The organism is Eikenella glucosivorans (assembly GCF_016025525.2).
Classification (GTDB): Bacteria; Pseudomonadota; Gammaproteobacteria; order Burkholderiales; family Neisseriaceae; genus Eikenella; species Eikenella glucosivorans.
Window position 1 is genome coordinate 186,890 of the sequence record NZ_JACSGR010000007.1, and the last position, 13,865, is coordinate 200,754.

At 50.6% G+C, this 13,865-nt stretch carries 22 protein-coding genes; 1 reads left to right on the top strand and 21 read right to left on the bottom strand.

What is annotated here, in order from left to right; all coding sequences use genetic code 11:
* Positions 1–3: 3 nt before the first annotated feature.
* Positions 4–1,251: a multifunctional CCA addition/repair protein gene (locus tag H9Q10_RS10185; protein WP_197903866.1), complete on the bottom strand. Its 1,248-nt coding sequence runs from the start codon at positions 1,249–1,251 to the stop codon at positions 4–6.
* A 304-nt stretch (positions 1,252–1,555) separates the two neighbouring features.
* On the opposite strand from H9Q10_RS10185, the gene H9Q10_RS10190 reads away from it, so the two are divergent.
* Positions 1,556–2,185, top strand: coding sequence for an FG-GAP repeat domain-containing protein (locus H9Q10_RS10190; RefSeq protein ID WP_197903867.1), 630 nt, complete (start codon positions 1,556–1,558; stop codon positions 2,183–2,185).
* A gap of 258 nt (positions 2,186–2,443) precedes the next feature.
* Here the strand turns inward: H9Q10_RS10190 and H9Q10_RS10195 are convergent, their stop codons facing one another.
* The 20 genes from H9Q10_RS10195 to rpsN form a co-directional block, all read right to left on the bottom strand.
* Positions 2,444–3,868: an FAD-binding domain-containing protein gene (locus tag H9Q10_RS10195; RefSeq protein WP_197903868.1), complete on the bottom strand. Its 1,425-nt coding sequence runs from the start codon at positions 3,866–3,868 to the stop codon at positions 2,444–2,446.
* Complete coding sequence (gene waaF, locus H9Q10_RS10200) at positions 3,865–4,905, bottom strand: lipopolysaccharide heptosyltransferase II (protein WP_197903869.1); 1,041 nt, start codon at positions 4,903–4,905, stop codon at positions 3,865–3,867. The genes H9Q10_RS10195 and waaF overlap by 4 nt, the downstream gene beginning before the upstream one ends.
* 69 nt (positions 4,906–4,974) lie before the next feature.
* Positions 4,975–5,169, bottom strand: coding sequence for a zinc-finger domain-containing protein (locus H9Q10_RS10205; protein WP_197903870.1), 195 nt, complete (start codon positions 5,167–5,169; stop codon positions 4,975–4,977).
* Between the two features lie 179 nt (positions 5,170–5,348).
* Positions 5,349–5,648 carry an AzlD family protein gene (locus H9Q10_RS10210; protein ID WP_197903871.1) on the bottom strand — a complete coding sequence of 100 codons (300 nt, stop codon included), beginning with the start codon at positions 5,646–5,648 and terminating at the stop codon, positions 5,349–5,351.
* Positions 5,645–6,364 (bottom strand): AzlC family ABC transporter permease, encoded by a 720-nt coding sequence (locus tag H9Q10_RS10215; RefSeq protein WP_197903872.1) that lies wholly within the window; start codon positions 6,362–6,364, stop codon positions 5,645–5,647. The genes H9Q10_RS10210 and H9Q10_RS10215 overlap by 4 nt, the downstream gene beginning before the upstream one ends.
* Positions 6,365–6,457: 93 nt before the next feature.
* On the bottom strand, positions 6,458–6,835 hold the full coding sequence (gene rplQ, locus H9Q10_RS10220; RefSeq protein WP_197903873.1) for a 50S ribosomal protein L17: 378 nt from the start codon (positions 6,833–6,835) through the stop codon (positions 6,458–6,460).
* Positions 6,836–6,862: 27 nt separating this feature from the next.
* Positions 6,863–7,840, bottom strand: a complete 978-nt coding sequence (locus tag H9Q10_RS10225) for a DNA-directed RNA polymerase subunit alpha (RefSeq protein WP_197903874.1) — start codon at positions 7,838–7,840, stop codon at positions 6,863–6,865.
* Positions 7,841–7,869: 29 nt separating this feature from the next.
* Positions 7,870–8,490, bottom strand: coding sequence for a 30S ribosomal protein S4 (gene rpsD, locus H9Q10_RS10230; protein ID WP_197903875.1), 621 nt, complete (start codon positions 8,488–8,490; stop codon positions 7,870–7,872).
* Positions 8,491–8,508: 18 nt separating this feature from the next.
* Positions 8,509–8,904 carry a 30S ribosomal protein S11 gene (rpsK, locus tag H9Q10_RS10235; RefSeq protein WP_197903876.1) on the bottom strand — a complete coding sequence of 132 codons (396 nt, stop codon included), beginning with the start codon at positions 8,902–8,904 and terminating at the stop codon, positions 8,509–8,511.
* Positions 8,905–8,915: 11 nt separating this feature from the next.
* Positions 8,916–9,281 (bottom strand): 30S ribosomal protein S13, encoded by a 366-nt coding sequence (rpsM, locus tag H9Q10_RS10240; RefSeq protein WP_197903877.1) that lies wholly within the window; start codon positions 9,279–9,281, stop codon positions 8,916–8,918.
* 63 nt (positions 9,282–9,344) lie between these two features.
* Positions 9,345–9,458, bottom strand: a complete 114-nt coding sequence (gene rpmJ, locus H9Q10_RS10245; protein WP_003697674.1) for a 50S ribosomal protein L36 — start codon at positions 9,456–9,458, stop codon at positions 9,345–9,347.
* Positions 9,459–9,476: 18 nt separating this feature from the next.
* Positions 9,477–9,695 carry a translation initiation factor IF-1 gene (infA, locus tag H9Q10_RS10250; RefSeq protein WP_082890800.1) on the bottom strand — a complete coding sequence of 73 codons (219 nt, stop codon included), beginning with the start codon at positions 9,693–9,695 and terminating at the stop codon, positions 9,477–9,479.
* Between the two features lie 5 nt (positions 9,696–9,700).
* Positions 9,701–10,987, bottom strand: coding sequence for a preprotein translocase subunit SecY (gene secY / locus H9Q10_RS10255; RefSeq protein ID WP_197903878.1), 1,287 nt, complete (start codon positions 10,985–10,987; stop codon positions 9,701–9,703).
* 58 nt (positions 10,988–11,045) lie between these two features.
* On the bottom strand, positions 11,046–11,480 hold the full coding sequence (rplO, locus tag H9Q10_RS10260) for a 50S ribosomal protein L15 (protein ID WP_197903879.1): 435 nt from the start codon (positions 11,478–11,480) through the stop codon (positions 11,046–11,048).
* Between the two features lies 1 nt (position 11,481).
* On the bottom strand, positions 11,482–11,667 hold the full coding sequence (gene rpmD, locus H9Q10_RS10265) for a 50S ribosomal protein L30 (protein WP_197903880.1): 186 nt from the start codon (positions 11,665–11,667) through the stop codon (positions 11,482–11,484).
* 1 nt (position 11,668) lies between these two features.
* Positions 11,669–12,175 (bottom strand): 30S ribosomal protein S5, encoded by a 507-nt coding sequence (rpsE, locus tag H9Q10_RS10270; protein WP_197903881.1) that lies wholly within the window; start codon positions 12,173–12,175, stop codon positions 11,669–11,671.
* Between the two features lie 43 nt (positions 12,176–12,218).
* Positions 12,219–12,572 (bottom strand): 50S ribosomal protein L18, encoded by a 354-nt coding sequence (rplR, locus tag H9Q10_RS10275; RefSeq protein WP_197903882.1) that lies wholly within the window; start codon positions 12,570–12,572, stop codon positions 12,219–12,221.
* 16 nt (positions 12,573–12,588) lie between these two features.
* The gene (gene rplF / locus H9Q10_RS10280) at positions 12,589–13,122 is read right to left on the bottom strand and encodes a 50S ribosomal protein L6 (protein WP_197903883.1); all 534 of its coding nucleotides are present in this window, start codon (positions 13,120–13,122) and stop codon (positions 12,589–12,591) included.
* Positions 13,123–13,148: 26 nt separating this feature from the next.
* Positions 13,149–13,541, bottom strand: coding sequence for a 30S ribosomal protein S8 (gene rpsH / locus H9Q10_RS10285; RefSeq protein WP_197903884.1), 393 nt, complete (start codon positions 13,539–13,541; stop codon positions 13,149–13,151).
* A gap of 17 nt (positions 13,542–13,558) precedes the next feature.
* Positions 13,559–13,864, bottom strand: a complete 306-nt coding sequence (rpsN, locus tag H9Q10_RS10290) for a 30S ribosomal protein S14 (protein WP_197903885.1) — start codon at positions 13,862–13,864, stop codon at positions 13,559–13,561.
* Position 13,865 lies beyond the last annotated feature (1 nt).

Consider the following 13,865-nt stretch of genomic DNA (forward strand, 5'->3'; position numbering starts at 1 on the left):
ACCCTAGCTCCCTCCGGCCCGCCTGTTTGCCTGCCGATACGCCTCCTGCAAGGGCTTGATCCTTGATAAGCGGTCGGCGGCGATGGCTTCGGCGATGCGCTGCGGCTTATCGGCATGGGCGGCGGCAATGGCGGCGGTGTCGGTTTGCTGCGCGGCGGCAAGCAGGGCGAGCCAGTGTTCGCGTTGCGGGTAGGCGGCGTGCTTGAAGCCGAGGCGGCCTTGCGCGTCGGCACGGCACACGTTGAGCATGGCGGCGAAGCGCTCGCTCCGGCGGTAGGCGTCGGTGTGCTGCAAAATTTTGGCGGCGGTTTGCGGCCGCAGCTCGGCCACGCTGTGCAGCCGCCCGTGCCAGCGGCACACCAGCAAGGCCAGATCGGCGCAGGCCTTGGGCGCTTTCCAACGCCGGTTTACCGCCTGCACCAGCGGCACGCCAGCTTCTTCGTGGCCATAATGCGAGGGCAGGATATGGGGCGGGGTTTGGGCCTTGCCCACATCGTGCAGCAGCGCGGCGTAGCGTTCGGGCAGGCTCAGGCAGGCATCGGCGGCGCGCTGCAAAACAAGCAGGGTGTGGATGCCGCAGTCGATTTCGGGGTGGTAATCCGCCCGCTGCGGCACGCCGAACAGGGCGTCCACCTCGGGCAGCAGCACGGCCAGCGCACCGCATTCGCGCAAAATTTCAATCATGCGCCCCGGCTGCGGCTCCATCAGCCCGCGTGCAAACTCCTGCCACACGCGCTCGGCCACCAGCGCGTCGGCCTCGCCGCTTTGCACCATTTCGCGCATCAGCGCCAAGGTTTCGGGGGCTACCTGAAAACCGTAGCGGGCGGCAAAACGCGCCGTGCGCAAAATCCGCACCGGGTCTTCGGCGAAGGCGGGGGACACATGGCGCAGGATGCCGGCAGCCAAATCGGCCTGCCCGCCGAAGGGGTCGATAATCTGCCCGTCGGTGCTTTGCGCCATGGCGTTGATGGTGAGGTCGCGGCGTTGCAGGTCTTGCTCCAGGGTAACGTCCGGCTCGGCGTGGAAGGTGAAGCCGGCATAGCCGCGGCCGGTTTTGCGCTCGGTGCGCGCCAGGGCGTATTCCTCCTGCGTTTCCGGATGCAGGAACACCGGAAAATCCTTGCCCACCGGCCGGTAGCCCGCCGCCAGCATGGCCGGCGCATCCGCCCCCACCACCACCCAGTCGCGGTCTTTCACTTCCCGCCCCAACAGCGCATCGCGCACCGCGCCGCCCACCAGATAAATTTCCATCTGCCTTTTCCTATCTGCAATTTCCGTTCAAACCGAATCATGCCCGATTTGCCCGCATTTGCCAAAACCGCCGCTCCAGGCTACCTGAAAACGAGCGCAGCGAGTTTCTGCGAAGCTAAAACGAACGAAGTGAGTTTCTGCGTAGCTAAAACGAGCGCAGCGAGTTTCTGCGAAGCTAAAACGAACGCAACAAGTTTCTACGCAGCAAAAACACCGTACCCAACACCCCGCACCCCAAAACAAGCCAGCCGCCTGATTTTGCTGCTACAATCCATCACCACTCTTTTTCACACGGAGCCACGCCATGAAACCCGCCCTGCTCATCCTGCTCGCCGCCCTGCCCCTCGCCGCCCACGCCCGCAGCCTCACCGTGAGCGCACCCAAACTGCCGCCCGGCTGGCAGGCCGAAGTCAGCAGCAACGGCTGCAACCGTGACGGCATGATCTGCCTGAGCCCCGCCCAAATCACCCTGCGCCACGGCAACTTCAGCCAAACCTTCCAATCCGAACAGCTCGGTTTCACCGACACCGGCCTACGGCCGGACGACATCCGGATGGGCGACTACAACTTCGACGGCAAACTGGATTTGGCCATCCGCAACGGCAACAACGGCCACTACAGCAGCCCCAGCTACGACATCTACGTGCAAACCCAATCCGGCCGCTTTGTGAAAAGCCGCGAGCTCACCGAGCTCGCCTCCGACTACCTGGGCATGTTTCAGGTAGACGCCGCCCGCCGCACCCTCACCACCGCCGCCCGCGACGGCTGCTGCTTCCGCGTTGAAGAAACCTGGCAGATTATCCCCGGCCGCTCCCCGCAAAAAATCGCCGTCACCACCTGGGACAGCCGCCAAGCCAACGGCGCCTACACCGAAATCACCACCAAACGGCTGGTAAACGGCCGCTGGCGCGAAAGCGTACGCCGCGAACGCTGATGCCGCGCACAAATTTTTCAGGTAGCCTCCCCCTTCCGCAACAGGCTACCTGAAAACGAGTGCAGCGAGTTTCGTCAAAACGAACGAAGTGAGTTTCTGCGCAGCAAAAACGAGCGCAGCAAATTGCTGCAAAGCTAAAACAAGCACGGCGAATTTTGCCAACGCGAAATTTCCCCAGCAGCCCCAGTTTCTCCACAGCCAAACCATCCGCACAAACAACAGCCGGAACAGTCTGCCCGTTCCGGCTGCTCTTATTTTTCAGGTAGCCCTCATCTCGCGCCAGCGCGCCTGGCTGGCTTGGAAATCCGCAATCGGCGCAGGATAGCCGTGGGTATTCACTTCCGCCGCCGAGCGCCACGGTGCGTGGATGGCGCGGCTGTCGAGATGCGCCAGCTGCGGCAGGTGGCGGCGGATAAACTGCCCGCCCGGATCGAGCCTTTGCGACCACACCACCGGGTTGAACGGGCGCTCCTCCGCCGGCCGGACGCCCAATCCGGCGGCCAGCAGCCAGTTCCCATTGTTCGCCGCCGGCTCGAAATCCAGCAGCAGCCGCGCAAACCAATCCGCACCGATCCGCCAGTCGCACAACAGCACACGGCAGAAAAACAGCGCGCACAGGCGGCGCAGGCTATGCGGCAGCCAACCGGTGTCGCCCAGCAGGCGCATGGCCGCGTCCACCAGCGGATAGCCGGTTTCGCCACGCTGCCAGGCCGCTATCCATTGTTCGTTGTTTTCCCAAACAGTCTGCCCGTTTTGGCGAAACTCACTGTGTTCGTTTTTGCTGCGCAGAAACTCACTTCGTTCGTTTTGGCGAAACTTGCTGCGCTCGTTTTCAGGTAGCCCTTGCCCTGTTGCGGGATATTGGCGGAAATGGTGCACGAAAAATTCGCGCCGCGCCCATTCCTTCAGCCATGCCGCCGCTTCCGGCAAACGAGCCGCCTCCGCCCACGCCCTTCGCAGCGACAGCGTGCCGAAGCGCCAATGCGGCGAAAGCTGCGAGCTGCCATGCTGCGCCGGCAAATCGCGCAATACGGCATACTGTGCCAGCTTGGGCAGGAATTCGGCCCACTGCCGCCGCGCCACCGTTTCGCCGCCGCGAATCGTTAATCGCGCTGCAGGCACGGCAGGCAACGGCGGGGCATGCCGCAGATTTTCAGGTAGCCTGTTTTGCTGTTCGGCCAAGCCCGACGGCGGCCAGACGGGCGCCTGCCAATGCGCGTATTGTTCGGCGCAGGCTGCCTGCCAAGCTGCCTGAAATGGGGCAAAGGCCGCGTTGTCTAGATACGGTGGCAGCGCAAACTGGTGCGGCTGCTGCAACAAGCCGTCGGCCACTGTGTGCAACGCGCAACCTTGCTCCGCCAACGCCGCCGGCAGGGATGGCGGCAAATCGGCATCCGCCGTGCACACCAGCGCCGCCGCCCGGCAACGTGCCGCCAAGCTTGCCAACGCCTGCTCCGCCACGCCTTCCAACGCATACAGCGGTATGCCGACCTCGGTCAGCCGGGCAGCCAAATCCTGCAAGCATTGCCAGATAAAATAGCGCCGCTGCGCCGTCAGCTCTTCTTGCGGCGGCCACACATAAGCGCCCACCAGCGGCCGGCCAGTGCGCGCGGCCAGTTGCAGGGCGGGCTGGTCGTCGGTGCGCAAATCGCGGTGGAACCAAACCAGGGTGGTTGCAGTCATTCTTCGGCGGCTTCGGGGAAATGGGATCGGATGGCTCGGCAGCCGGCCTGGTGCACCAAGTCGGGCATGAGCTTGTTGAGGCAGTCGGTGTGGCCGAGCGGGCATTCGCGCTTGAAGCAGGGGCTGCATTCGAGGTGCAGGCTCACCACTTGCGCATGCGGGCTCAGAGGCGGGGTGTGCTCGGGGCTGGACGAGCCATACACGGCGGCCAGCGGGCGGCCGAGCGCGGCGGCAAGGTGCATCAGGCCGCTGTCGTTGCACACTACGATGTGCGCCAGCGAGAGCAAATCGATCGCTTCCGACAGGCTGGTTTGCCCGCACAAATTCACACAGAGGCTACCTGAAAGCTGCTGCACTTCTTCGGCAATCGGGAAATCTTTGGCCGAGCCGAACAGCCAAATCTGATGGCCTTCGTCGGCATAGCGTTTGGCCAGCGCGGCAAAATGGCGCGGCGGCCAGCGTTTGGCGGGGCCGTATTCGGCGCCGGGGCAGAAGGCGGCAATGGGGCGCTCGGTATCGAGCCGGTGTTTGGCAAGGGCGGCTTGGCGGCTGGCCTCGTCGATGGACAGGCGGGGGAAGTCGGGGCGCGGCTGGAAGGGCTGGTTTTTCGGGTAGGCCAGCGCGGTGTAGCGGTCTGCCATCAGCGGTAGGGCGGCTTTATCGAGCTTGCGGATGTCGTTGAGCAGCGGGTAGCGGCTTTCGCCTACGTAGCCGGTGCGCAGGGGGATGCGGCTGGCGCGGGCGATGAGTGCGGATTTGAAGGAGCCGGGCAGCACGATGACTTGGTCGTAGCCGCGCCGCCCGAGCGCTTTGCCCAGCTGCCAGCGGCGGCGCAGCTGCAAGGCGCCGTGGGCAAACGGGTTTTCCAGGATTTGGCTGATTTCCGGCATCCGCTCGAACACGGCCATCGACCATTTGGGCGCGAACACATCAATCCGGCAGCCGGGATGGAGCTCGTGCAGGCGGCGGTAGAGCGGCTGCGTCATCACGCAGTCGCCAATCCACGAGGGGGAAATAATCAGGATGCTTGGGGGCATGCGGGCTTCGGCTTGGGAATTTTTCAGGTAGCCTGACTGGCTTGGCAGGTGAAATTACGGGCGGACGGATCAATGGTGGCCTTGTGCCTTGCCTTCGAGCTGGTAGATGCTGCCGCAATAGGGGCATTCGATGCGGCCGTTGTCGGCAATCGGCAGGAAGACGCGGGGGTGCCCGTTCCAGGTTTCGTGTTTGGGGCCGCTGCAATGCAGGGGGAGGTCGTGCGGCGTGAGGAGGGTGAGGCGTGATGCTTGCTGCTGGGGCATGGTGTTTCCTTGAATATGCGGCGCTTGCCGGATTATATGTCGGGAGGGATTATACCGATGGCACGGGATGAGGTGTTAGCGGAAGGCTACCTGAAAATATTGCGCTTCCGCCAACCGGCCTTTTTACGGACGGTCTCTTTGAATGAGGTCTGCCGGATTTGCGGTTTTTCAGGTAGCCTTTAAGCCATCAGCCAGCCGAGCAGGCCGCTGCTGGCCACGGCGATCAACACGGTCGGCAACATGGAAAGGCGGCTGGCCGCCAGCAAGGTGATGCCGAGGGCAATCAGCTCGTGCGGCTTGTCGGAAACGAAGCTGGGCGCGATCACGGAAATCAATACGCATCCGGGGGCGGCGGTCATCACCCGCTTGGCGCGCGGCGAGAGCACGCGGTTGCGGAAGGCGAAAAAACCGATCAGGCGGGTGGAATAAGTAACGGCCAGCATGCCGAGGATGGTGAGAAACGATGTCCAGCTGATCATTCGCTTTCCCCTTCCGGGCTGAATAAGGCGGTAAGCAGCCCGGCAAAAGTACCCAGCAAAACATACCAGCCGCTGTGTGGCAGCAGCAGATAGCTCACGGCTGCGGTAATCAAGCTGACCAGCCAGGGAATAGCAGCCCGCCAAGTTGTCCACATGCCTCGGATCAGCACCAAAAACACGGCAGGGAAAGCCATACCGAAACCGAGATTTTCCACATTCCCCAGCAAATAGCCGAATTTGGCACCAAGGAACCCACAGGCCACCCATAGCGCGTAAAGAGTCAGCGCTGTGCCAAAATAATAGGGTAAGCTGAACGCCGGCAAACCGGCCTGCTGCCGTTTTCTGGAATCCGCCAGGCTCATTGCCCAGCTTTCGTCAGTCATCACAAACAGTGCCGGCAAAAGCTGTTTCAGTGGCAGATGCCGAACAAACGGAATAAAGGCAATACCCATCAGGATATGCCGACTGTTGATCAGCAGCGTGGTGCTGATAATCAGCAGCACCGGCAGGGGGCTATGCCACAAACCCACGGCCGCAAATTCTGAGCCACCGGCAAAGTTCAGCCCCATCATCAATACGGTTTCCAGCCAACTCATCCCGTTTCGCGCTGCTTGCGTACCCAGTATTAAGGCAAACGGTACCATTCCTATCATAATCGGAACGGCTTCCTTAATACCGCGCCGAAATTCGGATAAGGTGTTGGAAGCAACATTCATGATTCAACTCTCAAAAATGAATAAAGCTGAATCCTATGCGAACACATAAAATTCAGCTTTAGATTACAACAGATTTAATCTAGCGGCGCTATATTATTCTGCTGCATCGGCAGGTGCAAGGTCAGTCAGTTGCACCAAAGCCAACGGGGCATTATCGCCTTTACGGAAACCGTATTTCAAAATACGAACATAACCACCATTGCGGTTGGCAAAGCGCCCACCCAATTCGTCAAACAATTTAACCACCACATCCCTGTCGCGAGTACGATTGAATGCAGTACGGCGGTTTGCCAGCGACGGCTTTTTACCCAAAGTAATCAATGGCTCCACTACTCGTCTTAACTCTTTGGCTTTCGGCAAAGTGGTCACAATTGACTCATGAGTCAAAAGAGAGTTGGCCATATTTCGCAACATTGCCGCACGATGACTGCTGGTACGGTTCAATTTGCGGTTAGCATTACCATGACGCATAACTTTATTATCCTTTTTAACTAAATATTATGGCTTATCCAAACCAACCGGCGGCCATACATCCAATTTCGAACCCAAAGTCAACCCTTTAGAAGCCAGGACTTCTTTGATTTCATTCAAAGACTTCCTTCCTAAATTCGGGGTTTTTAACAGCTCGGTCTCTGTTCGCTGAATCAAATCACCAATATAGTAAATATCTTCAGCCTTCAAACAATTTGCTGAACGAACCGTTAACTCCAAATCATCAACTGGCCGCAACAAAATAGGATCGATTGGCGGAGTTTCTTCTTTCGATTCCTCGACCGGTGTGCCTTGAAGATCAGCAAATACCGACATTTGGTCAATCAAAATCCGCGCTGCTCGACGAACAGCCTCTTCCGGTTCGATCGCACCATTGGTTTCGATATCTAAAATCAAGCAATCCAAATCAGTACGTTGTTCTACACGAGCAGGCTGCACTTCAAAACTCACTCGCCGCACAGGAGAGAAATTAGCATCCAAATGGATAGCTCCAATTTGCTTGTGTTCATCGTGCCGACTACCAACTGTCTGATAACCGCGACCTTTTTCAACTGTAATAGTTAATTCAATTTTGCCATTATCTGATAAGCGGCAAATCACATGTTCTGGATTAATTATTTCTACATCATGCGGTAATTCTAAGTCTGCAGCAGTAACCTCTCCACTACCAGACTTATTTAAGCTCACTTGAACTGAATCACGCCCTTCTAGCTTAAAAACTATCCCTTTGATATTCAATAAAATATCTACAACATCTTCTTGAACACCATCTAATGTAGAATATTCATGCAGTGCACCTGCAATCGTCACTTCCGTAGGAGCGAAACCATTCATCGACGATAGCAATATACGACGCAATGCATTACCTAGTGTATAACCAAAACCCCGCTCAAATGGCTCCATAAAAACTTTTGCACGCGTTGCAGATAAAGCATCTACATCAATTTGTCGCGGCTTCAGGAATTCATAGGTGCTGTTTTGCATTTAACTGCCCCTTTTTTGAGCCAATGAAATTATTTCGAATAAAACTCAACTACCAACTGCTCATTAATATCACTATACAAGTCAGCACGATCCGGTACGTTTTTAAACACACCTTCCTGTTTATCTACATCTACAGAAACCCACGAAGGCAATCCGATTTGCGTAGCCAATTGCAAAGACTCTTGGATTCGAACTTGTTTCTTAGCTTTCTCACGAACTGAAACGATATCACCAACTTTTACCTGATAAGATGGAATATTAACTACTTGTCCGTTTACCAAAATAGATTTATGCGACACCAATTGTCTAGCTTCAGCACGGGTAGAACCCAAACCCATTCGATAAACTACGTTATCTAAGCGTGATTCCAACAATTGTAGCAATAGTTCACCTGTTGCACCTTTGCGACGCGCGGCTTCCGCAAAATAACGTCGAAACTGTCTTTCTAAAACGCCATATAACCTACGAATTTTTTGTTTCTCTCGTAGCTGAATACCATAATCAGAAAGCCGCCCTTTTCTCGCACCATGCTGCCCAGGCGCATTTTCCAATTTACATTTGGATTCAATTGAGCGACGGGCACTCTTCAAGAAAAGATCTGTGCCTTCACGGCGTGCCAATTTACATTTAGGACCAATATAACGTGCCATAACTTCATTACTCCAAGACTAAATACGACGTTTTTTGGGTGGACGGCATCCATTATGTGGCAACGGAGTGACATCAGTAATGCTTACAATCTTAAAACCCAAAGCATTTAAAGAGCGAACAGAAGATTCGCGACCAGGCCCAGGTCCTTTAATCTTAACTTCTAAATTTTTTACGCCGTACTCCTGTGCAGCTTTACCTGCTGCCTCAGCCGCAACTTGCGCTGCAAATGGAGTACTTTTTCTAGAGCCTTTAAATCCTGCACCGCCAGAAGTTGCCCAAGACAATACATTCCCCTGACGATCAGTAATAGTGATGATAGTATTATTAAAAGAGGCGTGTATGTGAACTACGCCATCATTCACAATCTTCCGTACTTTTTTACGTACACGTGTAGATGCTGATGCTTTAGCCATTCAACTTTCTCCTAACCTTTTTTACCCGCAATTGCTTTTCTTGGACCCTTCCTCGTACGAGCATTCGTTCTAGTCCTTTGTCCACGACAAGGCAACCCCCTACGGTGACGGAGTCCGCGATAACAGCCCATATCAATTAATCGTTTAATACTCATGGTAACTTCTCGACGCAAGTCACCCTCCACTTCATACTGAGCAACTTGTTCACGCAATGCGTCCAATTGCCCCTCTGTTAGGTCTTTTACTTTTGTAGTAGGTACGACCTGTGCCTTATCACAAATCAATTTTGCACGGCTTGCACCGATCCCATAAATTGCCTGCAAGCCAATTACGACATGGGCATTATTAGGAATATTTACTCCTGCAACACGAGCCATTATTCGTTTCCTTATTAAGACGAAAAGCTATTCAAAATAGCACATTTTTAATTTTAAAGCAAATTAACCCTGTCGTTGTTTATGGCGAGGATCAGTACAAATCACTCGCACAACCCGATTACGCCGAATAATTTTACAATTACGGCAAATTTTTTTTACTGATGGTTGAACACGCATTTAATTTCCTTTTCCAAATTAACGCGCTCGAAAAACAATACGAGCACGAGACAAATCATAAGGAGTCATCTCTACAGTGACTTTATCTCCCGGAGAAATTCGGATGTAATGCATTCTCATTTTTCCAGAAATATGTCCAAGAACCTCATGACCATTTTCAAGCTTAACTTTAAACGTTGCATTAGGTAAAGTCTCTAACACTTCACCTTGTAACTGTATAGTATCTTCTTTAGCCATAATATTTATCGTGACAAGGATTTCTTAGGAGAATTTTTTTTCATCAACTGCTCATATTGCTGATTCATACGGTATGAGGCAATTTGCGTACCAAAGTCCATAGTCACTACAACCAAAATCAACAAAGATGTTCCGCCAAGATGAAAAGGGACTCCCAGCACTCCTGTAACAAACTCAGGAATCAAACAGATAACTGTAATGTATAAGGCTCCAAACAACGTTAACCTCATAACAACTTTTTCTAAATAATTAGATGTTTGCTCTCCAGGACGAATCCCTGGCACAAAAGCACCACTTTTTTTCAAATTTTCAGCCATCTCTCTAGGACTAAATACCAAAGCTGTATAAAAATAGCAAAAGAAAACTATGGCCACTGAAAATACTATTGAATATATTGGCTTATTTGGTGATAGATTTGCTAGTATAAAATCGATTACTACATTATTTTCTGTACCTTTACCCATCCATCCAATGATTTGAGAAGGAAATAAAATAATACTAGATGCAAAAATAGGTGGGATTACACCAGCCATATTAATCTTGAATGGCAAATGTGTTTTTTGGCCTTGTACTATTCTATTCCCTAACTGCCTTCGAGCATAATGGACTGGAATTTTCCGTTGTGCACTTTCAATATACACAACCAAATAGATTAACCCTAATCCACCCAGCATAATAAACAATACTGTAATTATACTATTATTGCTCCTAGCCAAATTTAACAATTGATCAATAGCTCCAGGGAGTGCTGCAACAATACCCGCTGTAATCAATAATGAAATACCATTACCAATACCTCGCTCTGTCATCTGTTCACCCAACCACATTAAAAACATTGTACCTGTAACTAAACAAACAACCGCAGAAATAACAAACTCAACCCGACCGACTGTTATAAAAGCAGGTTGATAGATCGCAGCGAGAAATGCCGAAGATTGAATAATTGCTAAAAAAAGAGTTGCCCATCTAGTGTATTTAGTTAATGTCCGTCTACCTGCTTCCCCTTCTTTCTTTAGAGCTTTTAAAGAAGGTAAAACTTCAGCTGCCAATTGAATAATAATGGAAGCCGATATATAGGGCATTATACCTATAGCAAAAATGCTGAACCGTTGTAGAGAGCCTCCAGAAAATAAATTAAACATTCCTAGAATACCTGCTCCACCCCCTTGTTGGCCAAAAAGATAGCTAGCGAGCTCAGCTGTATTAACACCTGGAACTGGAACATGAGCACCTATCCGAAAAACAATAAGAGCGCCAAGCAAAAATAATAATCTCTTCTTCAAATCCTTCATTTCTGCCAACCTTATTGTTGATGCGCCATCTGATCACTTAGCATAACCGACAATAACATTACTTGATCGATCCACCAGCAGTCTCAATTGCCTGCTTTGCCCCTGAACTAACAATGATATCAGTGCCAACCACTACCGATTTTAAAATCGAACCTGTAGCAATTACTTTGACTGTATCAGCACTAGAGCTGACCAAACCCATTTGTTTCAAAATCAATAAATCAACTTCGGGGGTAATCACTTTATTCAAATCGGACAAAGTGATTGTCTCTGTTCTGCTCCTATAGAGAGGCTTAAACCCACGCTTCGGTAAGCGACGCTGTAATGGCATTTGACCACCTTCAAAGCCAATCTTATGAAAACCACCTGCTCGGCTTTTTTGCCCTTTATGACCGCGACCACAAGTCTTACCCAGTCCACTACCAATACCACGACCAACTCGTTGTTTTTTCTTAACTGCACCGATAGCTGGCTGAATATTATTCAATAACATCTCAGTCTCCAATTTCCAAAAGATAACTTATTTTGTTGATCATACCGCGATTCTCTGGAGTATCAAGAACCTCCACCGAGTGATGTCTATGTCGCAAACCTAGACCTCGTGCGCATTTTCGATGCACTTCTATGGTACCAATCAAACTTTTCACTAGAGTCACAGTAATTTTTTTCTGTTCAGCCATACTAAACTCCTAATTCCTCTACAGCTAAGCCTCTTTTTGCTGCAATTTCTGCAGGAGTATATAGCTTAGCTAATCCATCCAGTGTCGCACGTACAATATTATAAGGATTAGTAGATCCATGAACTTTAGCAGAAATATTATGGATCCCCATAGCCTCAAAAATTAAACGCATAGGACCACCAGCTTTTACCCCGCTACCTTCCTTTGCTGGCTGCATAAAAACTTTTGTTGCTCCATGTCGGCCAACGACTTCATGGTGGATCGTACCATTATTCAAAGAAACTTTAATCATAGCTCGACGAGCTTGATCCATAGCCTTTTGCACAGCAACAGGAACCTCTTTAGACTTGCCTTTACCGATACCAATACGACCATTCCCATCGCCAACAACAGTCAAGGCGGAAAAGGCCATGATTCGACCACCCTTGACCACCTTAGTTACACGATTAACTGCGACCATCTTTTCAATTAGGCCATCCCCGCGTTCTTCAATATCATGCTTTGCCATTACTTAAACCCTTAAAATTAAGTTATCTAATTTATACTCTACTTTAGAAATCCAAGCCGTGCGCACGTGCAGCATCAGCTAACGCTTTCACACGTCCATGATATTGAAAACCAGATCTATCAAAAGCTACTCTTTCTATTCCAAGCAGCTTCGCCTTCTCAGCAATCATTTTACCAACCTCGGATGCTGCTTGAATATTGCTACCAACTTGAAATTTTTGTCGGATCTCCGCATCCAATGTCGAAGCGTGCGACAATACTTCTGAACCATCCGCATTAATTATTTGCGCATAGATATGATTATTACTGCGGAATACACACAATCTAGTCATTTCTAGCTGTTTAATTCTAGCTCGTGTTTTATATGCACGACGAATTCTTCTAGTATATTTATCCATTGCTTATATTCCTTAGTTATTTCTTTTTAGCTTCTTTCAACATAACCACCTCGTCTACATAACGAACCCCCTTACCTTTGTAAGGTTCAGGTGGTCTAAAAGCACGAATTTCTGCAGCAACCTGTCCAATCACTTGCTTATTGGAACCTTTTAGAACAATCTCCGTTGGAGAAGGCGTTTGCACCACCACACCCTTTGGCATCTCATATGCAATAGGGTGAGAAAAACCAAGCGATAAATTCAAAATATTCCCTTGAGCTTGGGCACGATAACCCACCCCTACCAACTGTAATTTTTTCTCAAACCCTTCCAACACTCCCTGCACCATATTCGCAGCGATCGCTCTAATAGTACCAGATAATGCATTAGATTCTTTTTTGTCATCCATCACAGAAAATTCAAGATGTCCATCAACGACTTGGACAGAAACACCATACGGTACATTCAAAACTAATTCATTATCTTTGTTCTTAATAACAATCTTATTTGCATTAACTTTTACATCAACACCAGCAGGAATTGCTACTGGGCTTTTTGCTATTCTAGACATTTCAAAATACTCCTTATTAAGTACTTTTACGCCACAATACACAACAACTCACCGCCCACACCGGAAGCACGAGCTTTATGGCCAGTCATCACACCTTTTGAGGTACTAACAATAGCAATACCCAAACCATTCATAACATTAGGAATAGCATCTGCCGCCTTATACACCCTTAAACCAGGCTTAGAAATTCGCTGAATTTTCTCAATAACTGGCTTATCCAAATAATATTTCAGGTGAATTTCTAATGTAGGCTTTTCTTCTGTAGAAACTAGAAAATCCTCTATGTACCCCTCTTCTTTTAAAACATTAGCAAGTGCTTTTTTCAATTTAGAAGAAGGCATAGCAACGAAAGCCTTTCTTGCTTGCTGCGCATTACGGATGCGAGTCAGCATATCAGAAATAGGATCATGCATACTCATTATTATCTACTCCTTACTTACCAACTAGCCTTAATAACACCAGGAATTTCACCACGCATAGCAATTTCACGAATTTTTGTACGACCTAGACCAAACTTACGAAAAGTTCCACGCGGTCTTCCCGTTAAGGCACAACGCCGTCTTTGTCTAACAGGAGCCGCATTACGCGGGATAGACTGCAGCTTCAATCTAGCCTCAAATTTTTCTTGATCCGTAGCAGCAGAGTCATTAATCACAGAAAAAATTTTCTCCCTCTTGGCTGCATACTTATGCGCAAGAGCAACTCTTTTAGCTTCTCGATTAATAAGTGCTTTTTTAGCCATG